We start from the raw sequence: 22,538 nt of genomic DNA, 5'->3' as shown, positions 1-22,538 counted from the left end.
AGCCACCCCCGGGCTCCCGGCGGGGCGGTCAGTCCCGGTACCAGGAGACGGTGAACCCGTGGTCGGCGGCCGACGCCACCTCGACGGCCGCCGCCCGCAGCTCCCGCTCCCAGTCCTGCCGCGCCCCGGACGCCCGGTCGCCGAGGCAGTCCGGGCAGCAGACCTGGTCGGCCAGCGCCACGAACCGCTGTTCCGCCGCGTTCGCGGCCCCGCCGCTCGCCCGCCAGAGCTCGCTGACGGCGTCCCCCGACGTGATCTCCTCCGACATCAGCCGGGCCGCCGTGCGGTGCAGCAGGCAGCGCCCGACGAAGTCGTCGTCCGGCACCGGCAGGCCGAGTTCGGCCATCGCCTGCCACAGCAGCCCGCCGAGCTCGGCCGAGCGCTCGCCGCGGCCCCGACGCCCCGCCAGGTCGCACAGCGCGGCCGACTGCGCACCGACTCCCGCCGCCAGCAGGTCGGCGGCGGCCATCGGCAGGTCCTCGGGGTGGACGAGCCCGGTGGTGTACCGCCAGGCCAGGGTGAAGGCGTCGTTCATGGCGACATCCTGACAAGACGACCGCGGCCGTCGCCACCCGGTATCCGCGGCCCTGCGGGAAACCGCAGGGTGGCGTGCTGCGGGAAACCGCAGGAGGGTCGCCGGAAATCCTCATACCGCCACTGACCTGCGGTTTCTAGCGTGGAGCCAGCCGGGGACGAGCAGTCCCCCGACCACCTTGGAGCCCCGCATGCCGCACACCGTCCTCGCCATCGCCCAACAGCCCGCCGACGGGTTCGCCGGCTGGGCGGCCGACCTGGTCGACACCATGGGCGGCCCCGGGGCCGGCCTGGCGATCGCGCTGGAGAACCTCTTCCCGCCGCTGCCCAGCGAGGTGATCCTGCCGCTGACGGGCTTCGCCGCCGGGCAGGGCGTGATCAGCCTCGCGTCCGCGCTGACCTGGACCACCCTCGGTTCGGTCGCCGGGGCCGTCGTCCTCTACTGGCTGGGCGCCCTGTTCGGCCGGGAGCGGATGCACGCGATCTGGGCCCGGCTGCCGCTGGTCAAGGCCTCCGACCTGGAGCGCACCGAGGCCTGGTTCGCCCGGCACGGAACGAAGGCGGTGCTGCTGGGCCGGATGGTGCCGATCTTCCGCAGTCTGATCTCGGTACCGGCCGGGGTCGAGCGGATGCCGCTGCCCGCGTTCGTCATGCTGACCACGATCGGCAGCCTGGTGTGGAACAGCGTGCTGGTGATGGCCGGCTTCCTGCTCGGGGACCGCTGGGACGTGGTGGAGACGTACGTCGGGCTGCTCTCCAAGGCGGTCCTGGTCGTGGTCGTGCTGGCCGTGGCCGGGTACGTCGTGATGCGCGTCCGCAGCCGCGGCGGCGAGAGCGCCGCCCAGCACCGCCGCACCCGGTGACCGCCCCGGCCGGCGGCGCGGGCCCGGGCGACACGGCGGACCGGGCCGGCCCCGCACACCCCACCCCGGCCTGCGCCGCGGACATCGGCGCCGCACACATCGGCGCCACCGGCCCCGTAAGCTCGAACCCCGTGCAGGGGGATGGAGCAGACACCACGTCATGGCCGCGCCGCGCCGCCGGAGTTCTGCTCGGCTGCCCGAGCGCCGCCCTCGCCGCGCTGTACCTGCTGCTGGCCGGCGCCGTCCTCGGCCCGTTCCTGCTCTGGCCGCGCACCCGCCCGTACGCGGCGCCGGGCCTGCTGTCCGGGGTGCGCCGGCTGGCCGCCCTGGAGCGGGCCCGGCGCAGGGCGTTCTTCGGCGACCGCTTCCCCCGCCACTACCGGGCGGACGACCGCAGGCTGCTGCGCTACCTGGTGGTGCGCAGCGGTGGCGGGCTGGTCGCCGGGGTGGTGCTGGGGCTGCTGGTCTTCGGGCTGGCGCTGGCCGTGCTGCTGGTCGGCGGGGTGCTGCGCGGCTCGCTGGGCTGGGAGGAGCTGGCGACCCAGGTGCTGCTCGGCGGGGTGCTGCTCTTCCTGGCCGTACAGGGCCTGTTCTCGCTGGCCGCGCTGGACGCCCGGACCGCCCGGGAGTGCTTCGGGCCGTCCGAGGCCGAGCTGCTGCGCCGCCGGATCGCCGAACTCGCGGACAGCCGGGCCGCGGTGGTGCGGGCGGTGGACACCGAGCGGCGCCGGATCGAGCGGGATCTGCACGACGGCGTGCAGCAGCGGGTGGTGGCGCTGGCGATGCTGCTCGGCCGGGTGCGGCGCGGCCTGGACCGCCACCAGGGCCCGGAGCGGACGGAGGCGCTGCTGCGCCAGGCGCACCGGGAGGCGCAGGAGGTGCTGACCGAGCTGCGCGAGGTGGCCTGGCGGGCGTACCCGTCGGCGCTGGACACCCTGGGGCTGGAGGAGGCGCTGGGCGGGGTGGCCGAGCGGTGCGCCATCCCGCTGCGGCTGCGCTACGAGGTGGCCGGCCCGCTCCCCGAACCGGTGCGGACCGCGGCCTACTTCGTGGTGTCGGAGTGCGTCACCAACGCCGCCAAGCACTCCGCCGCCTCGGCGGTCTCGGCCCGGGTCGAGCGGGCCACCGGCCTGCTCACGGTGCGGGTGGAGGACGACGGCGCGGGCGGCGCGGACCCTACCGGCAGCGGCCTGACCGGCCTGCGCGGGCGGGTGGCCGCGCTGGACGGTACCCTCCACGTCCACAGCCCCGCCGGGGGCCCGACCGTCATCACCGCGGAGCTGCCATGCGCGTGACCCTCGCCGAGGACTCGACCCTGCTGCGGGAGGGCCTGGTCCGCCTGCTCACCGAGGAGGGGCACGAGGTGCTGGCCGCGGTGGGCGACGCGACGGCGCTGACCGCGGCGGTGGCGGAGCAGCCGCCGGACGTCGTGGTGGTGGACATCCGGATGCCGCCGACCCACACCGACGAGGGGCTGCGGGCGGCGGTGGAGATCCGCGAGCGGTGGCCGCGGGTCGGGGTCCTGGTGCTCTCCCAGCACATCGAACGCGGTTACGCGGCCCGGCTGTTGGACGCCGGAGCGGAGCGGGTCGGCTATCTGCTGAAGGACCGGGTGGCCGAGGTCGAGGAGTTCCTGGACGCCCTGGTGCGGGTCGCGGCGGGCGGCGCGGTGATCGACCCGGAGGTGGTCCGCCGGCTGGTGGTGCACTCCACCCGCACCGACCCGCTGGCCCGGCTCACCCCGCGGGAGCGCAGCGTCCTGGAGGCGCTCGCCGAGGGCTGGACCAACACCGCCATCGCGCAGCGGCTGCACGTCTCGCTGAGCGCGGTGGAGAAGAACCTCAACGCCGTCTTCGACAAGCTGGACCTGCCCCGCACCACGGACCACAACCGCCGCATCCTGGCCGTCCTGCACTACCTCGGCGTGTAGGGCCGGTCTCCTGGATCCTTGCCGGGCCCGACGGCACGGACCCAGACGGGGAACGGCGGGATGACCGCTTCCGCCCCCTCCGCCCCGTCCTCGTCCGTGATCCTGGTGATGCCGGGCTCCGCGTCGGCGAGGTAGTCCGCGACGATCGGCCCGAGGTCCGCCACCGGTTCGTACGCGCCGCCGAACGGCAGGTCGTCCGGGCCGACCGAGCCGGTCGAGCAGCGCAGCTGCCCGGCCTGGTCGTCGTGCCAGACGTAGAACGTGGCCGGCCCGTCGTGGCCCAGCGCCCGGACCCGGTCCCGGAGCAGGGCGGCGGTCCGCTCGAAGGCGGCCACCACCTCCGGGACCCTCAGCGCCCGCCGGTCCTCGACCTCGGCGGTCAGCCACCAGGTGTTGGTCTCCCACTCCACCGGGTGGTCGTCCGGCTCCGGCGCCAGCGGCTCGTCGGCCGGCTCGGCGATCCACGTCAACAGCATGGAGGCAGTACTTCCCATCCGGATTGCCCGTCCGGACTCCCCGCCCGGCCGGTACTCCGGCGTCCGGGCCTCAGGGGTCCTGTGGCGCCCGCACGCGGATCGCGCCGTTCGGGCGCGTGGCCGCACGACCGTCCGGACCGGCGCCCCGCCCCCCGTCCGGACCACCGCCCCCACCGTCCGTACCCCGACCATCCGCGTCCCGCCCCTCGAGGGTGAGCACCTGGTCGGCCAGCGGCAGGAGGGCCCGGTCATGGGTGATCAGGAGGGTGGTGCGCCCGGTCATCAGGCGGCGCAGCGCGGGGACGAGCTGCTCGACGGTGTGCGGGTCCAGGCCGCTGGTGGGTTCGTCCAGGATCACGACGGGGGTGTCGCGCAGGAACGCCCGGGCGATGGCGACGCGCCGGCTCTGACCGCCGGAGAGCTGGAATCCGTCGGCGCCGATCACCGTGCGGTAGCCCTCCGGGAGCGCCGTGACGAAGCCGTGGACCCCGGCGATGCGGGCGGCGCGTTCGATGTCGTCGGGGTGGGCGTCCGGACGGCCGTACGCGATGTTGTCGGCGATGCTCGCGTGGAACAGCGGGGCCTCCTGGGGCAGCAGCGTGACCGCTCGGCGCAGTGAGGCGAGGGTGAGGTCGCGCAGGTCCTGCCCGTCGAGGCGGACGGTGCCGGCCTGCGGGTCGAGGAAGCGGACCAGGAGCTTGGCGAGGGTCGACTTGCCGCTGCCGCTGGGCCCGCGGACGGCCAGGGTCTCGCCGGGGCGCAGGTCGAGGTCCACGTCGGCCAGGACGGGCGGTCCCGGGATGCCAGTGGCGCCCGAGTAGGCGGCGTGGACGCCCTGGAGGGTGACCCGGCCCTGGACCGGGCCGGTGTCCCCGGCCGTGGGGCGTTCCCGCACCGGGCTGCGGATCTCGTGCAGCTCCAGGACGCGTTCGCCCGAGGCGCCGGCCGCGCCGGCCAACGGGATGAGGGCGGCGAGCTGCTGGACGGGCTCGAACAGCTGGGCCATGAAGGCGGCGAAGGCGAGCAGGCCGCCGAGGCTGAGCTGTCCGTGGATGACCTGCAGGGCGCCGACACCCACTACGGCCAGACCGGCGAGCAGCTGCAGCACGTTGAGGAAGGGCTGGTACAGGCCGCTGACCCGGGCGGCGGCGAGTTCGGCGTCGAGCAGGCCCCGGCCCTCCCGGTGGACCCGTTCGACCTCCCGGCTCTCCTGGCCGCAGGTCCGGGTGACCACGGCGTTGCGCAGGGATTCCTCCAGCAGCGCGGTCACTCCGCCCGCGCGGCGCTGGACCTGTCGCTCCCGGCGCCGGATGACGCGTCCGAACAGGCTGGTGGAGAGGATGAACAGCGGTGCGGCCAGCAGCGCGGCCAGGGTGAGCTGCCAGCTCAGGTAGAACGCGGCGCCGGTGAACAGCAGCAGGCTGGCGACGGCCACCGCGCCCTCGACCAGCCCGGTGGCCACCATCCGCTCGATCTCGGCGATGTCGAAGGTGAGCCGCGCCACCAGGTCGCCGCGCCAGCGGCTCTCCAGCGTGTCGGGGGGCAGGGTGTGCAGGTGGGCGAGGGTGTCGGTGCGCAGGCGCAGCATGTAGCGCTCGGCGATCCAGGTGCTGGTGTACATGCCGGCGAAGGTCAACAGCCCGGCGGCGACGGCCGCACCGAGCATCAGGGCGGCGAGCGGCCAGAAATCGGCGAAGTGCCGGGGGACGAGCACGTCGTCGATGAGGTCCTTGAACAGCCAGACCGAGACGACCTCGCCGAAGGCGCCGACGACGAGCAGGGCCGCGCTCACCGGGAGCCAGCGCGCGTCGGGGCGCACCCACGGCCAGAACCGGCGAATGAGCTCCCGCAGCGGGATGACCGGCGATTCCGCCACCGGTCCCTGGTACTCGGCCTCGTCGGCCCCGTTGACCTTGTCGACCGCGTCGGCCTTGCCGACCGCCCGGTCACCCGGGGGCGTCACATCGCGCATGGGCAGGACCCGTTGCTCTCGGAGATGGTCGTTCCGGGATCCGGAAACGAGGTTCCGGGATCCGGAGCCGTCGTCCCCGGGTGGGGACGCATCATCCTCCGTGCGGAGGCGGCGCCGATCCCAGGGCGAGGGGCCGACGGTGACACCGTCGGCCCCTCGGGGTGACGCTAGTCGGAACTGCTGTGCGCGGTCCTAGCCGTAAGCACCGTCACCAGCAACCGAAACGACGGCGTCCACGGCGGTCGAAGTCACGACCGTAACCACGGCCCAGTCCCAGACCCAGGCCCAGGCCCCGACCTCGACCCCGGTCTCCAAAGTCACGACCGTAACCACGGTCTCTGTCTCCTCCACGACCGAAGTAACTCATCACGGCTTCTCTCTCTCGTCGTGTCGGCCCTCCGCGCACCCACGACCCGCACCGACGGCGCGAATTGCGGGGAACTGGAGGCCGTTACCGGTGGTCGAACCCTTCCGGCGGCCTGTCGGCGACGCCCGGATCGATTCGCCCCACTCCTCCAGTATCCGCCCACCGGGCGTATGCGCAGCTTCAGAGCCGGTCGGATTGTGCGGTTGCCGGATCCTGCGCCTGTTCGACGACCACTGTGACCGGTGTCCCGCCCGTCACGTTCAGCAACTCCCGGTACGTCATCGGGACGACGGTGTGCGGGTGTCCGGCGGCGGCCCAGAGCACCTCGTACGCGTCGAGCGCCGTGTCGACCACGGTGCGCAGCGGCGCCGGGTGGCCGGTCGGGGCGACGCCGCCGATGGCCTGGCCGGTGGCCTCGCGGACCTGGGCGGCGGTGGCTCGTTCGATCGGGCCGGAGCCCAACTGCCGTGCCAGGTAGGCGGTGTCGACCCGGTGGGCGCCGCTGGTCATCACCAGCAGTGGCGCGCCGTCACAAAGGAACACCAGGCTGTTCGCGATGGCGCCGACCTCGCAGCCCAGCGCGGCGGCGGCCTCGGCGGCGGTGCGGGCGGAGTCGGGCAGGACGCGGATCTCGCCGGGGACGCCGGCCACCGCCAGTGCCTCGGCGACGGCCTGACTGCGTGTGGGGAGTGAGGAGGTCATCGGCCCATCATGCCTTCCGCGCCGAGCGGCGCGAGGCGGCGCTCAGCACCGCCCGTACGCCCGCGGTGAGCACCGAGGCGTCCCGCCCGACACCCCACACGACCCCGCCGCCGGGCCCGCCGACCCGCGCCTCCACGTAGGCGACGGCGTCCCGCCCGGAGCCCACCGCGTGCTCGCCGAAGGAGAGGATCTCCGCCCCCACGGCGTCGGCCACCGCGTCCAGCGGCCCGGCGCCGGTGCCCCGACGGCCGTCGACCTCGGCCCAGTCGTCCCCGACCCGCCACCGCCGGCCGGCCCCCGCGTCCAGGTACTCGGCCCGGAACAGCCCGTACAGCTCCTCCGCCGTCATCTCCCGTCCGCTGTCGTCGGTGGCCGCCTGCACCACCCGGGCGAAGTCGATCTGCAGCCGCCGAGGCAGTTCCAGCCCTTCCGCGGCCTGCAGCAGGTGGGCGATCCCGCCCTTGCCCGACTGGCTGTTGACCCGGATCACCGCCTCGTAGTCCCGCCCCAGGTCGGCCGGGTCGATCGGCAGGTACGGCACCGACCAGGGCGCCTCCCGCCGCGGGACGCCCAGTGCGGCGGCGGTCTCGGCGTGCCGGGCGAAGCCCTTGCGGATGGCGTCCTGGTGGGTGCCGGAGAAGGCGGTGTGCACCAGGTCGCCCGCGTAGGGGTGCCGCTCGTGGACGGGCAGCCGGTTGCAGTGCTCGACGGTGCGCCGGATCGCGTCGATGTCGGAGAGGTCCAGCATCGGGTCGACACCCTGGGTGTGCAGGTTGAGCGCCAGGGTGACGAGATCGACGTTGCCGGTCCGCTCGCCGTTGCCGAACAGGCAGCCCTCGACCCGCTGGGCGCCCGCGAGGACGGCGAGTTCCGCGCAGGCGACGCCGGTGCCGCGGTCGTTGTGCGGGTGGACGGAGAGGATCACCGCCTCGCGCCGTTCCAGGTGGCGGTCCATGTACTCGATCTGGTCGGCGTACACGTTGGGGGTGGCGATCTCGACGGTGGCCGGCAGGTTGTGGATCACCGGCCGCTCGGGCGAGGCGTCCCAGAGCCGGGTGAGCCCGTTGCACACCTCCAGCGCGTAGTCCGGCTCGGTCAGGTTGAACACTTCGGGCGAGAACTGGAACCGCAGGCCGTCCCGGCCCTCCCCCAGCCTGGCCATCAGCGTCGCGGCCGAGGTGATCAGCGCCCGGAGCCCGGCGCGCTCCTTGCCGAGGACGACCTCCCGCCACTGCGGCGCGGTGGCGGTGTAGAGGTGGACGACCACCCGGGGCAGGCCCGCGACGGCTTCGAAGGTGCGCTCGATCAGGTCGGCCCGGGCCGCCGTGAAGACCACGACGGTGACGTCCTCGGGCACGGCTCCGGGGGTGGTGGCCAGTTGGCGGACGAAGTCGAAGTCGGTGCGGCTGGCGGACGGGTAGCCGACCTCGATCTCCTTGAAGCCCATGGCCAGGAACAGGTCGAACATCCGCTGCTTGCGCGCCGGGTCCATCGGCTCGGCCAGTGCCTGGTTGCCGTCGCGCAGGTCGACGGGCACCCAGAGCGGGGCCCGCTCGATGCGACGGCCGGGCCAGCGGCGCAGCAGGGCGGGCACGTGCACCCGCTCGTGGGCGGGGCGGTAGCGGTGGGAGGGCATGGTGCCGCCGCGCTGGGGGTTCCAGGCGGGGGCGGCGGCCGGGACGGGCCCGGCGGGGGCGTGCAGGGTGGGGAAGCGTACGGGCGGTCGCATGACGGGGTTCCTCGCTCGGGGCGGACACCGGAGACCGGCAGGACGGCGCGCCGCAGCGGGGTGCCGGTCCGGTCACGCCCCGCTGCGGCCACCAAGAAGAAGGCCCCCCGGGGGGAGCGTCCACGGCTGCATGGCGGGTAGAGTAACCACGACCGAAGTCCTCAGACAACCTGACAGGTGAACCCGATGGCCGCGCTCCGCCCCTCCCCCCTCGCCGAACAGGCCGCCGCCCGGCTGGAGGAGCAGATCCGGGCCGGGCAGTGGCCGGTGGGCGGGAAGCTGCCGGGCGAGGTGGCGCTCGCCGAGGAGCTGGGCGTCGGCCGCTCGACCGTCCGGGAGGCCCTGCGCACCCTCGCGGCGGCGGGGATGGTGCGCAGCCGCCAGGGCTCCGGGGTGTACGTCACCGCCGACCGGCCCACCGGGGACTGGGCCTCCCGACTGCGCCGCGCGGAGCTGGCGCACGTCTACGAGGTGCGGACGGTGGTCGAGGTGCAGGCGGCCCGACTGGCGGCCGACCGCCGCACCGGGGCGGACCTCGCCGCGCTCGACGCCGCGCTGGCGGCCCGCCGGGCGGCGGGCGGGGCGGACGACGCCGCCTTCGTGGACGCCGACATCGCGCTGCACACGGCCGTGGTGGCCGCCGCGCACAATCCCGTCCTGGACGACCTGTTCGCCCAGTTCGCCCCGGTCCTGCGTGAGCAGCTGGTCGCCCTGGTCGGCCTGTTCGGCCTGCGCGCGGAGGATCCGGACCACGGCTACGACGCCCACGCGGACCTCGTCCGGGCCCTGCACGACGGCGATCCGGAGGCGGCCGGGCGGGTGCTGGCGGCGGAGCTGGAGGCCACCCGCTCCCGCCTGCTGGCGCCCTGACGGGGCACCCGGGGGCCGCACGACGGGGCGTCACACAGTTTTCACACCCCGGCCACCCGCCGGCCGGGCGCCGCGCCGACACTGTGTCGAGCAGGCCCGGAACCACCCCCTCCGCATACGCACCGTCAACGGGCGAGTGACCCTGTGTTCACCGCGTGTGCAAGCACGGCCCAGGCAGCGAACGGTTTTTCACTCCAATCACACGGTATGACTAGTATCGCTTCGTCAAAAAACCGTGCCCGGACGGCCCGCCCCTCACCGGCCGGCCGCCAGTCCCAAGGAGTCAGCTCTGCGCGCGCGTGCGAATCGGCGGCCCCCGACGCCGAAGGGCCCCCGCAGGCGTCCACGCCTGTCCCTGCGGACGGCGCTGCTCGTCCTGGCCGTCGTCCCCAGCATCGCCCTGGCCGCCCTCTGGGCCGTGACCAGCGGTGAGACCATCGCCGACTTCCAGCGACTGGCCGACCAGGCCACCGTCGCGCAGAAGGCCGGCCAACCGTCCAACATCGTCTACTACAACCTCCAGGAGGAGCGCCGGCTCAGCGCCGAGGCGCTCGCCCGGCCCGGCTCCAACGCCGACCAGCTGCGCCGCCAGCGCCAGCTGACCGACGACGCGGTGCGGCAGTTCCAGACCCTCTCCGGGGCGACCGCCGACAACGCCCCCGCCGAGGTCCGCTCCGCCGTCGCCGAGGCCCGCCAGGCCATGGGCAAGCTGGCCGAACAGCGTGCCGCCGTCGACCGCGCCACCACCGACCAGCAGAGCGTCTTCGCCTACTACACCGACCTGATCAGCGTCGACCTGCGGCTGTTCACCACGCTCAGCCGGGTCGACACCGGCGAGGTCACCTGGCTCTCCAAGACCCTGGTCAACTCCTTCTGGGCCAAGGAGATGATCTCCCGCGAGGACGCCGTCCTGGCCCGCGGCTGGCCCACCGGGCGGCTGTCCGCCACCGACTACCAGCAGGTCCAGCAGCTGATCGGCGCGCAGGACCACCTGCTCAACGTCCAGGTCCTGCCGTACATCCCGGACGCCGAAGCACCGGCCTGGCGCGACCTGGTCAACAGCCCGTCCTGGCAGGCCAAGGCCGCCGTCGAGCAGGCCCTGCTCAAGCCCACCGCCGCCGACGCCGCCGGCACCGTCAGGCTCCCGGCCACCCAGGACCAGTGGCGCCAGGCCCTCGACGGGCTCAACCCGCCACTGGTCAAGGCCATCGAGGACCGCACCAACGGCATCATCGAGGTCGCCAAGAGCGCCATCATCGGCATGCTCACCCGGGTCGTGCTGACCACCGTCATCGGCCTGATCACGGTCGTCGCGGTCGTCATCGCCTCCTGGCGCCTGAGCCGCTCGCTGCGCCGCCGCATCAAGGACCTGCACACCCAGGCCGAGGAGATGCGGCGCACCCTGCCCGAGGTGGTCGAGCGCCTCGGCCGCGGCGAGCAGGTGGACGTCGAGGCCGAGACCCGCACCATCACGGCCGGCCCGCACGGCAACGGCACCGACGAGCTGGCCCGGCTCGGCCAGGCGCTCAACCTGGCCCGCTCCGCCGCCCTGGAGTCCGCCGTCGGCCAGGCCGAGCAGCACCGCGGCTTCGAGCGGCTGCTCCAGCGCATCGCCCGCCGCACCCAGCTGCTGATCGGCCGCCAGCTGCGCAAGCTGGACGAACTGGAGCGCAAGCACGACGACCCGGAGGTCCTGGAGGGCCTCTTCGACCTCGACCACCTCACCGCCCGCCTGCGCCGGTACGAGGAGAACCTCGTCATCATGGCCGGCGGCCAGCCGCAGCGGCGCTGGCGCAAGCCCGTCCCGCTGCTGGACGTGCTGCGCGCCGCGCAGGGCGAGGTGCAGGACTACCGCCGGATCTCGATCGACATCGAGGGCGACCCGTGGCTGTCCGAACGGGCCGTCGGCCCGGTGGCGCACGTGCTCGCCGAGCTGATGGAGAACGCCACCACCTTCTCCAAGCCGCCCACGCCGGTCGAGGTGCGCGCCGCCGTGGTCGGCCGTGGGCTCGCGATCGAGATCGAGGACCGGGGCCTGGGCATGGACCCGGAGCAGTACGACGCCGCCAACGAGCTGATGAGCCGCCCGCCGCGCACCGACGTGCTGGCCCGGGCCGACGACATCCGCCTCGGCTTCCACGTGGTCTCCCGGCTGGCCGCCCTGCACGGGCTGAGGATCGAGTTCCGCCCGTCCGCCTTCGGCGGCACCCGGGCGGTCGTGCTCGTCCCGGACGAGCTGGTCATCGAGGGCGACACCGGGCTGCCGGACGGCGCCGGCGGCACGGCCACCGAGCCCATCCCGCTGGTGCGCCGCTCGCGCCGGGCCGTGCGCTCGGCCTCCGACGAGACGCCCGCCCCGGTGCCGGCCGGTCCGCCGGTCGCGCCGGTGGACTCCTTCGGCCAGGACTCCTTCGGCCAGGGCGGCTTCGTCCCGCAGGCCGCTCCGGTGCCGCTGCCGCTGCCGCTCTCCTCGACGGGCGTCGGGGCGGACACCGGGGCGAGTGTCGATACGGGCGCGGAGACGACCGCCGGGACGACCGCCGAGGCCGAGCCGGAAGCCACCGTTCACGAGATCCCGCTGCCGGAGGCGCCGTTCCCGCAGGGACAGCCGTTCCCGCACGGGCAGCCGTTCCCGCACGGGCAGCCCTACCAGCCCGAACAGCCCTTCCCGCAGGAGCAGCCCTACCAGCCGTACGGGTCCGGGCAGCCCTTCGAGTCCAGGCAGGCCTTCGGCTCCGAGCCGTCCCACTCCTCCGGGCCGTCGGTCCGGCCGGAGCAGCCGATCGAGCACAGCTCCCCGGCCGATCCGGCACCCGCCCTGGACGTCCCGGCCTACCCGGACATCGCCTACGCCAGGGTCACCGAGGCCGAGGCCCCGTACGCCGACGAGCAGTACCGCCCGGCCGACCACTACCGGCTGGCCGAGCGCCGGCAGCGCCGCGAGTACCGGACCTCGGTGCCGTTCAGCCCGGCCGAGGGCGACCAGGCCCCGCTGCCGCAGCGCGTCCGGCAGGCCAGCCTGGCGGCCGAGCTGCGGGTGCCCCCGCCGGAGCGGTCGCCGTGGGTCGAGCGGCCCGCCGCCGGGACCGCCGCCCCGCCCGCGGGCCCGGTCGAGCGCACCGACTGCCCGGTGCGGCGCTCGGGTGCGGCGATCGGCGCCTTCCAGCGCCAGTCCCGCGCCGCCCGGGCCCAGGACAGTGGCGAGCACCCGTTGCCCACCGCCCCGCCGGCCCCCTCCCCCGCACCCGCACCCGCACCCGCACCCGCCGGCCACCCGGCTCCCGCGCCCGCCCCGTCCCCCTGGGCCCTTCCGGCCGCGGACACCCGAACCACACGAACGGATGACCAGTCATGAACCGCACGATCGCCACCCACCAGGACCTGGACTGGCTGCTGGACGGACTCGTCGACTCGGTGCCCGGGACCAGGAACGCCGTCCTGCTCTCCGACGACGGTCTCGTGGTCAGCCACTCCGGCACCATCGAGCGGGCCGACGCCGAGCGGCTGGCCGCCGTCGCCACCGGCCAGCAGAGCCTGGCCCGCGGGGTCGGGGCGCTGTTCGACGGCGGCCCGGTGCACCAGGTGATCGTCGAGCTCGCCGAGTGCTGGCTGTTCGTCATCGCCGCCGCCCAGGGCACCCACCTGGCCGTGGTCGCCTCGCAGGAGGTGGACGCCGAGGTGATGTCCGTCGCGATGCACACCCTGGTGCAGCAGGTCGGCCAGAAGCTCACCACCCCGGTCCGCGGCGAGGGCGCCCCCGCCGCCCCGGCGTCCTTCGACGCCTTCGCCTCCCGGAACCGGGGCTGACCCGGATGGAACCGTACGGGAACGACGCCTGGGGGGACGGCCTCGACGACGGCCGGCAGGCCGGCCCGCAGTCCGGCGGGGACGACGGCCGGCGGCGCGGCGCGGTGCCGCACTGGAGCGAGCTGGAGGAGGACGACGCGGAGGACGGGACGGGCAGCATGGTGCGCCCGTACACGATCACCCGCGGCCGGACCGCGCCCGAGCGCGACGACCTCACCCTCATCACCGTGCTCACCACGGTCGAGGCGGAGGCCGACGCGGCCCTGGCGCGGGGCAGCCGCGCCGGTGCTCGCGGCCTGCAGCCCGAACACCGGCTGATCCTCGAACGCTGCCGGCGCCCCATCGCCGTCGCCGAGGTGTCGGCGGGCCTGGACCTCCCGGTCTCGGTCACCAAGATCCTGCTGGGCGACCTGGTCTCCCAGGGCCTGCTGAAGGCCCGGGCACCGCTCTCGGTGGCCCGGGCCGCCGGGGGCGTGGACCTCGGCCTGCTCACGGCCGTACGCGAAGGACTCCGGAGACTCTGAACATGGCCACACCCCACTCCGCCATCGACGCCCCCACCGCCCCGGCCGCCGTCAAGATCCTGATCGCGGGCGGCTTCGGCGTGGGCAAGACCACCCTGGTCGGCTCGGTCAGCGAGGTCACCCCGCTGCGCACCGAGGAGTACCTGACCCGGGCCAGCGTCGGCATCGACGACCTGGCCGGCGTCGACCAGAAGACCACCACCACCGTCGCGCTCGACTTCGGGCGGATCACGGTCAGCCCCGAACTGGTCGTCTACCTGTTCGGCACGCCCGGCCAGGAACGCTTCTGGTTCATGTGGAACGACCTGGTCAACGGCGCCCTCGGCGGGATCGTCATCGCCGACACCCGCCGGCTGGAGACCAGCTTCGCCTCCATCGACTTCTTCGAGAGCCGGGGCATCCCGTTCGTGGTCGCGATCAACTGCTTCCACAACACCAACACCCGCACCCCCGACGAGATCCGGGCCGCGCTCGACCTCGACCCGCAGGTGCCGATGCTGCTCGGGGACGTGCGCGAGCGCGCCTTCGGCCGGGACCTGCTGCTCGCCCTGGTCGACCACCTGATGGACCTCGCCGCCACGCGCGCCGGCTGAACCGGTCCCGGCCGAGCCGTACTCGGCCGAACCCTCATGCGGCCGACCGGCGTCGGCCGCATCCCCGCAGCCGACCGGCACCGGCCGGCTCCGGCCGAGCCCCCACACCTCCTGCGAACTTCCCTTCGGAGCGACCCTCATGACCAGACCCCTGCACGTCCTCGTCAACGGTGGCGGCATCGGCGGCCTCACCCTCGCCACCGCCCTCGCCCAGCGCGGCCACCGGGTCGACGTCGCCGAGCTGCGCGAGCAGCTGGAGGCCCTCGGCGTCGGCATCATCCAGCCGTCCAACGCCCTGCACGTGATGCGCGAGATCGGCGTCCTGGAGGACTGCCTGTCCGTCGGCTTCCCGTGGGAGGTGCTGACCATCTGCGACCCGGCCGGCGCCACCCTCGCGAAGATCCCGCAGCCCCGGATGGGCGACGTGCCCTCCAACAACGGCATCCCGCGCCCCGCGCTGGCCCGCGTCCTGGCCGACGCCGCCGCCGGGGCGGGCGTCACGGTCCGCTTCGGCACCACCATCGGCACCCTGCACGAGGACGCCCACGGCGTCGAGGTCGCCCTCACCGACGGGCACGTCGGCCGCTACGACCTGGTCGTCGGCTTCGACGGCATCGGCTCGCCGCTGCGCCGCCACCTGTACGGCGAGACGTACGCCCCCGAGTACACCGGCTTCGCCAACTGGCGTGTCACACTGCCGCGTTCGCCCGAGGTGCAGGGCGTGGTGATGTCCTCCGGCAACCTCAGCGCCAAGGCCCTGCTCACCCCGATCAGCGCGGAACAGATGTACCTGGGCTCGGTCTTCGCCGAGTCCGAGGACTTCCGTCCGGACCCGGAGCGCGCCCACGAGCAGCTGCGCGAGCGGCTGGCCGGCTTCGGCGGGCCGATCGCCGAGGCGCTGGCGCTGATCACCGACCCGGCCGCCGTGGTCCACTCGCGGATCTCCCAGGTCACCGTCGAGGAGCCCTGGCACGTCGGCCGGATCGTCCTGGCCGGCGACGCCGCCCACGCCTCCACCCCGCACCTCGCCCAGGGCGCCGCGATGGCCGTCGAGGACGCGCTCGTGCTCGCCCTGAGCCTGGACGCGGCCGACACCGTGCCGGCCGCCCTCGCCGCCTGGGAGGAGCGCCGCCGCCCCCGCGCCATGTGGGTCCAGGCCCTGTCGCGGGCCGTCCTCAAGCAGGAGACGGGCACGCCGACCACGCCGGAGGAGGACGAGCTCCTCAAGGTCGGCATCCCGGGCGCGGCGCACGTCCTGGTCCAGCCGTACTGAGGTCTGCGACCTCGCCCGGCTATGGGCCCAGCGGCGCGTTCCGGCGCGCCGCTGGGCCGGCCGGCGGGGCGGCGGGGCGGTTCAGCGACCGGCCAACTGCAGGATCCGGTACCCGAGCCACCCCGGCAGGACCAGCCCGAGGGCCAGCCCCGCCATCACCAGGTCGGCCTTCCTGGTGGCGAGTTGCGCCCTCCAGGCCATCGCCCGCTGCCGCCTCCCGGTCGCGGCCAGCGCCGTGTGGATGGTGCGGACCAGGTGCACGGTGGGCGTCCGCAGGGAAGAGCCGCCCGGCCGGGCCGTCCACACCGTCCGCCCCGTGCGCTCCTTCACCGGGAACACCCGGGGGGTCCAGTGGGCGTCGAAGGCGATGACGGCTCCGACCCAGTGCCCGCCAACGACCATCTCCCTGGGCAGCAGCGGGGTGGGGAGGCTCGCGTTCACCTGGCCGGCCAGCTCCGGAAAGCCGCGCGGGGCCAGCAGGATCAGCTTCGCCGGCGGCTGGGTGGCCCGGGCCTCCCCGATCTCCCACCGCAGGCCTTCCCCCGGCCCCAGCCGCAGCACGATCAGCTGGGACAGGTCCATCAACCGCCGCACGGTGCCCTGCCAGTCGTCGAGCGGCAGGTAGAACCGGGCCGCGCCCAGGAGCGGAAGGGTCTCCCCCGGCCGCCCCACCGCGATCACGGGACCGACGGCGCCCAGCGCGGCGGCGAACTGCACCTCCCGCGCGCGGAGGTCGCTCCTCGCCCTGTCGTCCACCCGGGCGGCCGCCTCGTCGTCGTCGAAGCTGCGCAGGTAGAGCACGGGTCTGCGACCGTCCCGGAGCAGGGCCTGGGCCGCCCCGCGAGCCGCGTACGGACGGGTGCGGCGCAGGACCAGGAGGCCGGCCCCCGCGGCCGCGACGCCGCCCGCCAGCAGCAGGAGCGACGCCTCCGGCGGGAGCGCGGCGCTGCGCTCCGACACGGCGACGGCGAGCGCGCCGCCCCCGGCCAGCACGCACCCGGCGGTGTTGGCGGCCAGGACGGCCCGCCGGCATCGCGGCCGCCGGGTGCCGTAGCGGTCGACGAGCGCGACGATCTCGGCGACCCCCGACCGTCGGCGGTGCCGCAGCCACAGGGCCGGCCCGAGCAGCGCCAGGGCGACCGCCCCGCACCACAGCGCCCCCGCCCTGCTCGCGCGCACCTGCTGGCCCACGCCCACGTTGACCAGCAGGTGCAGGGCCGCGTACGCCGCCGCGAGCGCGACCGCCGTGATCCACCGGGCGAACATCCGTAGCCGGGACGACACGCCGACCACCCCCGAACCCTCGCGCAGCCGTTGAGCAGGACCCTTCAATCCGATACCGCAACGGACGGGCCGTCATGCGTGTGCGATCGGAGCCGGTTCCCCGGCGCACGCCCCGAGCGGGACGGCCCGGAGCGCGTCCGGGCCGTCCATCAGCGGATCCTCCGCAGCGTCACGCGCCGGGCGCCTCCGCCCCGGTGGGCGCCGGGCACTCCTGTTCGGCCGGGTCGCCGCGCCGGCCGACGGACGGCCGACCTGCCGACGGGCGGCCGGCTGGACGGCGCACGCCGCATGCCGCACGCCGCTTCGAACCCGTCGGCCACGAGGGGTTCGTGCGGATCAACCCGCCGAACGGAGCGGCGCCGAACGGGCCGAGGGCACCGGCCGGCTGATCTGGTCCCGGCGGTCCCACACCGCCTTGGAGATGCGGGCGAGCAGGCGGGCCGCCGGGTCGGTGCGGTCCGTGCCGTCGGCGAGCGGGCCGGTGTAGCAGACGGCGATCAGGTAGGGCGGGCAGTCGGCCGCCTGGACGAGGCCCACGCCGAGCCGGGTACCGGGGATCCAGCCGTTCTTGAAGGCGATCCGGGTGTTGGAGGGGAGGCCGGCGGCCAGGTCCACCCGGAACTCGTTGCATTCGAGGAGGCCGAGGAGTTCGGGCTCGTCGGCGAGCGAGCGCAGCAGCCGGACCAGGTCGCGGGCGCTCACCCGGTTGTGCACGCCCCGGGCGCGCGCCGCGTAGTCCTCGATCCCGCGCGGGGTGGCGCTGTGCGTGGCTCCGGCGCGGCGCCACACGTCGGCGACGGCCTGCTGGGTGGTGCGGGCCAGGCAGATGTTGGTGGCGAGGTTGGAGGAGTGGGTGATCATCCGCTCGGCGAGCAGCCGGAGCGGGACGTGGGTGCCGAGCAGCTCCCAGGGCAGCGGATCGCTGTCCCGGTCCGGGTCGTTGCCGAACTCCCCGCCCACGACGGACTCGAAGCGGTTCACCACGGGGACTTCGGCGTCGAGACCGACGCCGCCGCGGCAGAGCGCGGCGAGCACGGCGACCTTCATCGTGCTCGCGGCGTCGTGCAGTTCGTCCGGGTTGTGGAGGAACACCGGCTTCGAGTCGCCCATCCAGGGGGCCACCACCACAGAGAGCATGGAGGAAGGGTAGGGCAGAACAGGTCGGACCTCGACGGTTGCGGCGCACGACACGAACCCGCGGCCGCCGCGGCGGCCCGTCAGCCGCCGGGAGGCGGCGCCACGGGCTTGCGCAGCAGCCACTGGCCGGCCGTCCGCCGCGGCTGCCGCACGACGATCCGGCCGTGGCGCTTCCTGCCGACCAGCTCCACGCGCAGGGCGACGGGCCCGCCGGAGTCCGGCGCCCGGTCGTTCCTGACCCTGCTGAACTCCAGTGCCAGGGCATCGGAATCGACCACGACGCCGGGCCCGGTGATCAGCGTCAGGGTCTTGCCCTCCATGTCCAGGTCGATCCGCAGGGTGTCCTGGGTGATCACCGCCCGGGTGAAGTCGAGCGTCACGTCGCACCACTCCACGAAGAGCTCCAACCGTCGCGGCACCACCCAGCGCCCCTCCCGCCTGACCGCGCTCCACCGCTGGTCGATCCGCAGGACGTCCTTGACCTCCGTCACCACCCCGTCGGCGGAGATCGACACCGGCGGCAGGTCGGCCGTCAGCCCGGCCAGTTCGCCGAGCGTCCGCGCCGACAGGGCGGCCTCCAGGCGCTCGTCCAGCTCGCCCGGGGTCAGCCGGCCGTCGCCCGCCGCGACCCGCAGCAGCTCGGCCACCCGGTCCCGGTCGGCGTGGGAGGCCCGCATCCCGAACTGCTGCGGGCCTCGGCCGGAGTGCGTCCCGGCGGGCACGATCTCTCCCGGCATACTTCCCGTCCTGAACTCGACGATGGTCGTCACGCGTCGGGGTCGGCGACACGGACGGGAACTCACGATATATCGCGATAGGGGTTCCCGCCAGACCCGCTCAGCGGGACGGGCCGTCCGCGGCGCGCGGGCTCACCAGCATGCGGATGTCGTCGGCGGCCCACAGCACGAACCGTTCGACCGGGACCACCCGGTGGCCCGGCTCGGGCCGGAAGCCGAGCCGCTTGAGCAGGACGGCCAGCAGCACCAGGGCCTCCGTCATGGCCAGGCACGCCCCCTCGCAGGCGCGCGGGCCCAGGCCGAACGGGATCCAGGCCAGCCGGGGGCGCCCCGCCGACTCCTCGGGGGTGAACCGCTCGGGCCGGAACCGCTCCGGCTCGGGCCAGTACGCGGGGTTCAGGTGGACGGCCAGGATCGGGAGGAGGACCACCGCCCCGGCGGGGACGGTGTACCCGCCGACGGCCAGCGGACCGGCGGTCCACCGGGCGCCGTACGGGCCGGGCGGGTAGCGGCGCAGCGACTCGCGCAGGACCATCCCCAGGTACGGCAGCCGGTGCAGGTCGGCGTGGTCGGGCGCCGGGCGGTCGCCGAGGACGCGGTCGAGCTCCTCGGTGACGCGCGCGGCCGCCTCCGGGTGGGCGGCGAGCAGGTGCAGCGTCCAGGAGACGGCCACGCCCGTGGTGTGATGGGCGGCCAGCATCACGGCGAGGACGGTGTCGCGGATCCTCGCGGGGCTCTCGCCGGCCTCGACGAGGGCGCCGATCAGGTCGCCGCGGTCGCCGGTGTTGGAGCCGCCTGCGCCGCGGTCACCGGTGCCGGGGCCGCCGGCGCTCGGGCCGTCCGGGCGGTGCGCGGCGATCACCCGGTCGACCGTCGCCCGCAGCCGGGCGAGGGCCCGCGCGGTCCGTTCGACGTGCTGCTCCGGGACCTGCTCGGCCGGATCCCGGTAGAGGCGCTCCAACTGGTCGGCGAGCACCACCTCGAAGGCCTCGACCACGCCGTCCGGGTCCTCGACCTCGCCGCCCAGGGCGTAGCCGCAGACCATCCGGAGGGAGAGCCCGGCCAGTTCCCGCTGGAGCTCGACGGACCGCCCGGCGGGCAGGGCGGCCCAGCGGTCGGCGAGCCCGGTCGCCAGGGCGGCGAAGCGGGCGACGTGCCGTTCGTGCGAGGGCCGTCCGGCCAGGACGGTGAGCAGCAGCCGGCGCCACGGCCCGTGCTCGTCGGCCGGGAGCACCTGGAGGTTGCCCGCCTCGAACAGCGGGTCCAGGAAGGAGAACAGCCGCCGGGGCCGCTCGTCGAGGTGGACCGCGGCCTCCAGCAGCACCGGATCGGCGATCGACACGGCGGTCCCGGCCCCGGGCAGCCGGAGCCGCGCGACGGGTCCGTACTCGGCGTGCAGCCACAGCTGGTAGGCGTGCAGGCCACCCGCCCGCGCGATGGCGCCCACCCCGCCGTCGGCGCACGGTTCGGGCCCCGGGATCTCCATCGCACCTCCTCGTGACGGCGTGGAAGTCGGCGGGGCCGACTTCCCACGCTCCGGTCCTGCTCCGGCGTCAGTTGACGAAGTAGCTGAACCCGACCGTCGCCGCGGACATCCCGGCGGCGATCTCCCGCGTCAGCGACCCCTGACAGTTCGCCGCGGAGTACACGTCGACCCTCGCGTCCGTGAGGTTCTGGACGAGTACGGGCGACAGGGTCGGGTAGCACCCCCGGGCCGGGTTCTGGTGCGCCACACCGTTCACCACCAGCACCCCCGTCGCCGCCTGTGCGGGCACGGCGAACGCGAGCACTCCGGCGGCGGCCAGCATCCCGACCGCGGCGATCCGACGACGCATGACTGTTCTCCCTTCCGAGGGCGCACAACCGGTCGCGGCGCCCTTCCGGGGCATGGATTCCCCCACCGCCCCGTCCACGCCGGAACCCCCGCCGCAATCCCCCGAACCGACGCGGGCGTACGGGCTCCTACCGGGGATACGGCCGCCCGCCCAGCGCGGCCCGCGCCGCACCCGCCAACCGCTCCGGCACCGCCGCCCCCGCTTCTCCTCGTCCCGGCCGTCCCTCTCGTCCCGGTCGGCGCACGCCTAGCGCCGCAGGTGGCGGCTCACCTCGCCGACCAGGGTGATCCGCACCCGCCGCTCCGCGAACCGCCACCGCCCGTCCTCCCCGCGAAGCGGTCGTGGTAGCGGCCGGCGGCTACCGGCCGGGCGCCGCGGCCAGCCGGGAGATCTCGGCGGCGACGGCCTCCGCTTCGGCGGCGACGGTGACGCGGGCGACGCCGTCCAGGCCCGGGTGGGCGCCGACCCGGACGGAGTGCCGGGCGTTGCGCAGCAGGTCGAGGTCGTTGATGTCGTTGCCGAAAGCGTTGTACGCGTCGATCCCCAGCGAGGTCAGCGCCTCCCACTTGTTCGTGGTGCCCGGGGCGAAGTCGATGATCGCCTCGTCGAGGTGGTGGTTGACGGTCATCCCGAGCGCGCGGCCGGCCTCCGCGAGGGCCGCCGGGTCGGTCGCGTCGACCACCAGGAACTTGACCACGGCGGGGAGTTCGGCGAGCTCCACCCGGCGGGCGAGGCCGCCCTGGTCGACCCGGCCGCGGATCGGGTGGTCGGCCGGTCCGGTGTAGGCGTAGTCCCACGGGCCGTCGGCGAGGTAGCCCGCCCGGAACCGCTCGACCTCGGTCAGCAGCCGGTCGAGGTCACCGGCCTCGAACGCGGCCCGCGCCCGCACCCGGCCGTCGACGGAGACCAGGCTGCCGTTGCCGCCGATCAGCGTGGCGGAGGGAAAGGCCCCGTCGAGGACGGGCAGGAGGTCGCGGACCGGCCGGGCGGAGGCGAAGACCAGCTGGTGCCCGGCCCGCTCGCAGTCCGCCAGCGCGGCGAGGATCCGGCGGTCGATCGTCCGCCCGTCGAAGCAGAGGGTGCCGTCGATGTCGAAGACCGTGGTGCGGGCGCTGGTGGTGATCATCGTGCGATCGTATCCAGGCGGTGCGGTGCAGGATCCCGCGGCCCTTCGGGTACGGCCGGAGCGGGAAGTCGGCGGGCCCGGCTTCTCGCTCCGGCCGAAGCCCTCCGACAGTTCCCCGCCGTCCGGGCGGGACGGTCACGCGCGGGCCGGGCCGGTCGCCGGTCGCGCCGCGCGGCGGTGGCGCACGGGTGGCGGGCGGCACTGGTGGTCGGCGGGGCGCTCCCGGCTGCGGATGCTCCGCGAGCCGGCCATGACGAGGATCCTGTTCTCCGGCCTGAGCCTGGTCTCGGTGCACAGCGGCATCGGCGTGCTCGGCGCGCTGTACCTCCACGACGTGACGGCCCTCGGCCCCGGTCCGAGCGCCGCCGTCCTGGTGGCGGTCCAGGTGGCGGGGGCGGCCGGCCGGATCGCGCTGGCGGCCTGGAGCGACCGCAGCCGTGCCGGGCGGTACCGGCCCGTCCTGGTCTGCCTGGGCGCGGTGGTGGCCGGGTTGACGGCCCTGACGACGCCGGCGGGCCACTCCCCCCTGGTGGCCGCCCTCCTGTTCACCTGGCTGGGCTTCTTCGGCATCGGCTGGTACGGCCCGTGGGTGGCCCACCTGGCGAAGTCGGCCCCACCGGGCCGGACCGGCTTCGCCCTCGGACTGGTCATGGCCGTCAACCAACCGGCCGTCGTCCTGGTCCCGCCCGCCCTCGGGCTGCTCCGCGACACCACCCACGGCTTCACCGCCGCCTGGGCCGCCTCGCCGCGGCCACGGCCGCGCCCCTCGTGCTGACCGC

The 22,538-nt window shown here is 74.9% G+C and carries 21 protein-coding genes; 10 read left to right on the top strand and 11 right to left on the bottom strand.

Annotated features, from left to right (window positions below; all coding sequences use genetic code 11):
* Positions 1-28 precede the first annotated feature (28 nt).
* Positions 29-535 carry a hypothetical protein gene (locus ACZ6EM_RS04350; RefSeq protein WP_452178070.1) on the bottom strand — a complete coding sequence of 169 codons (507 nt, stop codon included), beginning with the start codon at positions 533-535 and terminating at the stop codon, positions 29-31.
* Between the two features lie 190 nt (positions 536-725).
* Here ACZ6EM_RS04350 and ACZ6EM_RS04345 point away from each other — a divergent pair, with 190 nt between their 5' ends.
* From ACZ6EM_RS04345 to ACZ6EM_RS04335, 3 genes are all read left to right on the top strand, one after another.
* Positions 726-1,397, top strand: coding sequence for a DedA family protein (locus ACZ6EM_RS04345; protein ID WP_465771639.1), 672 nt, complete (start codon positions 726-728; stop codon positions 1,395-1,397).
* Between the two features lie 131 nt (positions 1,398-1,528).
* Entirely contained in the window at positions 1,529-2,692 is a 1,164-nt protein-coding gene (locus ACZ6EM_RS04340; protein WP_452178068.1) for a sensor histidine kinase, read from the top strand.
* Positions 2,683-3,327: a response regulator transcription factor gene (locus tag ACZ6EM_RS04335; protein ID WP_465771638.1), complete on the top strand. Its 645-nt coding sequence runs from the start codon at positions 2,683-2,685 to the stop codon at positions 3,325-3,327. The genes ACZ6EM_RS04340 and ACZ6EM_RS04335 overlap by 10 nt, the downstream gene beginning before the upstream one ends.
* On the opposite strand, the gene ACZ6EM_RS04330 is transcribed toward ACZ6EM_RS04335, so the two are convergent.
* The 4 genes from ACZ6EM_RS04330 to ACZ6EM_RS04315 form a co-directional block, all read right to left on the bottom strand.
* Positions 3,312-3,803 (bottom strand): hypothetical protein, encoded by a 492-nt coding sequence (locus tag ACZ6EM_RS04330; protein WP_465771637.1) that lies wholly within the window; start codon positions 3,801-3,803, stop codon positions 3,312-3,314. The genes ACZ6EM_RS04335 and ACZ6EM_RS04330 overlap by 16 nt on opposite strands.
* Positions 3,804-3,873: 70 nt before the next feature.
* A complete protein-coding gene (locus ACZ6EM_RS04325; protein ID WP_465771636.1) occupies positions 3,874-5,775 on the bottom strand; it encodes an ABC transporter ATP-binding protein in 1,902 nt (633 codons plus the stop codon).
* A 547-nt stretch (positions 5,776-6,322) separates the two neighbouring features.
* Positions 6,323-6,844: a YbaK/EbsC family protein gene (locus tag ACZ6EM_RS04320; protein WP_452178064.1), complete on the bottom strand. Its 522-nt coding sequence runs from the start codon at positions 6,842-6,844 to the stop codon at positions 6,323-6,325.
* A gap of 7 nt (positions 6,845-6,851) precedes the next feature.
* On the bottom strand, positions 6,852-8,573 hold the full coding sequence (locus ACZ6EM_RS04315; RefSeq protein WP_465771635.1) for a 2-isopropylmalate synthase: 1,722 nt from the start codon (positions 8,571-8,573) through the stop codon (positions 6,852-6,854).
* A 186-nt stretch (positions 8,574-8,759) separates the two neighbouring features.
* Between ACZ6EM_RS04315 and ACZ6EM_RS04310 the strand changes: the two genes are divergently transcribed.
* The 6 genes from ACZ6EM_RS04310 to ACZ6EM_RS04285 all read left to right on the top strand — a co-directional run bounded on the left by ACZ6EM_RS04310 (position 8,760) and on the right by ACZ6EM_RS04285 (position 15,640).
* Positions 8,760-9,443 carry a FadR/GntR family transcriptional regulator gene (locus tag ACZ6EM_RS04310; RefSeq protein ID WP_452178062.1) on the top strand — a complete coding sequence of 228 codons (684 nt, stop codon included), beginning with the start codon at positions 8,760-8,762 and terminating at the stop codon, positions 9,441-9,443.
* A 418-nt stretch (positions 9,444-9,861) separates the two neighbouring features.
* Positions 9,862-12,798: a nitrate- and nitrite sensing domain-containing protein gene (locus tag ACZ6EM_RS04305; protein WP_465771634.1), complete on the top strand. Its 2,937-nt coding sequence runs from the start codon at positions 9,862-9,864 to the stop codon at positions 12,796-12,798.
* Positions 12,795-13,250 carry a roadblock/LC7 domain-containing protein gene (locus ACZ6EM_RS04300; protein WP_401054652.1) on the top strand — a complete coding sequence of 152 codons (456 nt, stop codon included), beginning with the start codon at positions 12,795-12,797 and terminating at the stop codon, positions 13,248-13,250. Before ACZ6EM_RS04305 ends, ACZ6EM_RS04300 begins: the two co-directional genes overlap by 4 nt.
* A 5-nt stretch (positions 13,251-13,255) precedes the next feature.
* Entirely contained in the window at positions 13,256-13,774 is a 519-nt protein-coding gene (locus tag ACZ6EM_RS04295; RefSeq protein WP_401054650.1) for a DUF742 domain-containing protein, read from the top strand.
* A gap of 2 nt (positions 13,775-13,776) precedes the next feature.
* Positions 13,777-14,367, top strand: coding sequence for a GTP-binding protein (locus ACZ6EM_RS04290; protein ID WP_401054648.1), 591 nt, complete (start codon positions 13,777-13,779; stop codon positions 14,365-14,367).
* Between the two features lie 139 nt (positions 14,368-14,506).
* Positions 14,507-15,640: an FAD-dependent monooxygenase gene (locus ACZ6EM_RS04285; protein ID WP_465771632.1), complete on the top strand. Its 1,134-nt coding sequence runs from the start codon at positions 14,507-14,509 to the stop codon at positions 15,638-15,640.
* A gap of 81 nt (positions 15,641-15,721) precedes the next feature.
* Here the strand turns inward: ACZ6EM_RS04285 and ACZ6EM_RS04280 are convergent, their stop codons facing one another.
* From ACZ6EM_RS04280 to ACZ6EM_RS04255, 6 genes are all read right to left on the bottom strand, one after another.
* Complete coding sequence (locus ACZ6EM_RS04280) at positions 15,722-16,972, bottom strand: transferase (RefSeq protein ID WP_465771631.1); 1,251 nt, start codon at positions 16,970-16,972, stop codon at positions 15,722-15,724.
* Positions 16,973-17,260: 288 nt separating this feature from the next.
* Entirely contained in the window at positions 17,261-18,061 is an 801-nt protein-coding gene (locus tag ACZ6EM_RS04275) for a serine hydrolase (protein ID WP_401051014.1), read from the bottom strand.
* Positions 18,062-18,141: 80 nt separating this feature from the next.
* Positions 18,142-18,798, bottom strand: a complete 657-nt coding sequence (locus tag ACZ6EM_RS04270) for a DUF1707 SHOCT-like domain-containing protein (RefSeq protein WP_401051012.1) — start codon at positions 18,796-18,798, stop codon at positions 18,142-18,144.
* A gap of 100 nt (positions 18,799-18,898) precedes the next feature.
* On the bottom strand, positions 18,899-20,284 hold the full coding sequence (locus ACZ6EM_RS04265) for a cytochrome P450 (protein ID WP_465771630.1): 1,386 nt from the start codon (positions 20,282-20,284) through the stop codon (positions 18,899-18,901).
* A 67-nt stretch (positions 20,285-20,351) separates the two neighbouring features.
* The gene (locus ACZ6EM_RS04260) at positions 20,352-20,633 is read right to left on the bottom strand and encodes a hypothetical protein (protein WP_401051008.1); all 282 of its coding nucleotides are present in this window, start codon (positions 20,631-20,633) and stop codon (positions 20,352-20,354) included.
* 358 nt (positions 20,634-20,991) lie between these two features.
* On the bottom strand, positions 20,992-21,759 hold the full coding sequence (locus ACZ6EM_RS04255) for an HAD hydrolase family protein (protein ID WP_465771629.1): 768 nt from the start codon (positions 21,757-21,759) through the stop codon (positions 20,992-20,994).
* On the opposite strand from ACZ6EM_RS04255, the gene ACZ6EM_RS04250 reads away from it, so the two are divergent.
* Positions 21,722-22,534, top strand: a complete 813-nt coding sequence (locus tag ACZ6EM_RS04250; protein WP_465771628.1) for an MFS transporter — start codon at positions 21,722-21,724, stop codon at positions 22,532-22,534. The genes ACZ6EM_RS04255 and ACZ6EM_RS04250 overlap by 38 nt on opposite strands.
* The last annotated feature ends 4 nt before the right edge of the window (positions 22,535-22,538 follow it).

The organism is Kitasatospora sp. NPDC041917 (assembly GCF_055589745.1).
This window is presented reverse-complemented; position numbering and strand designations above follow the sequence as displayed.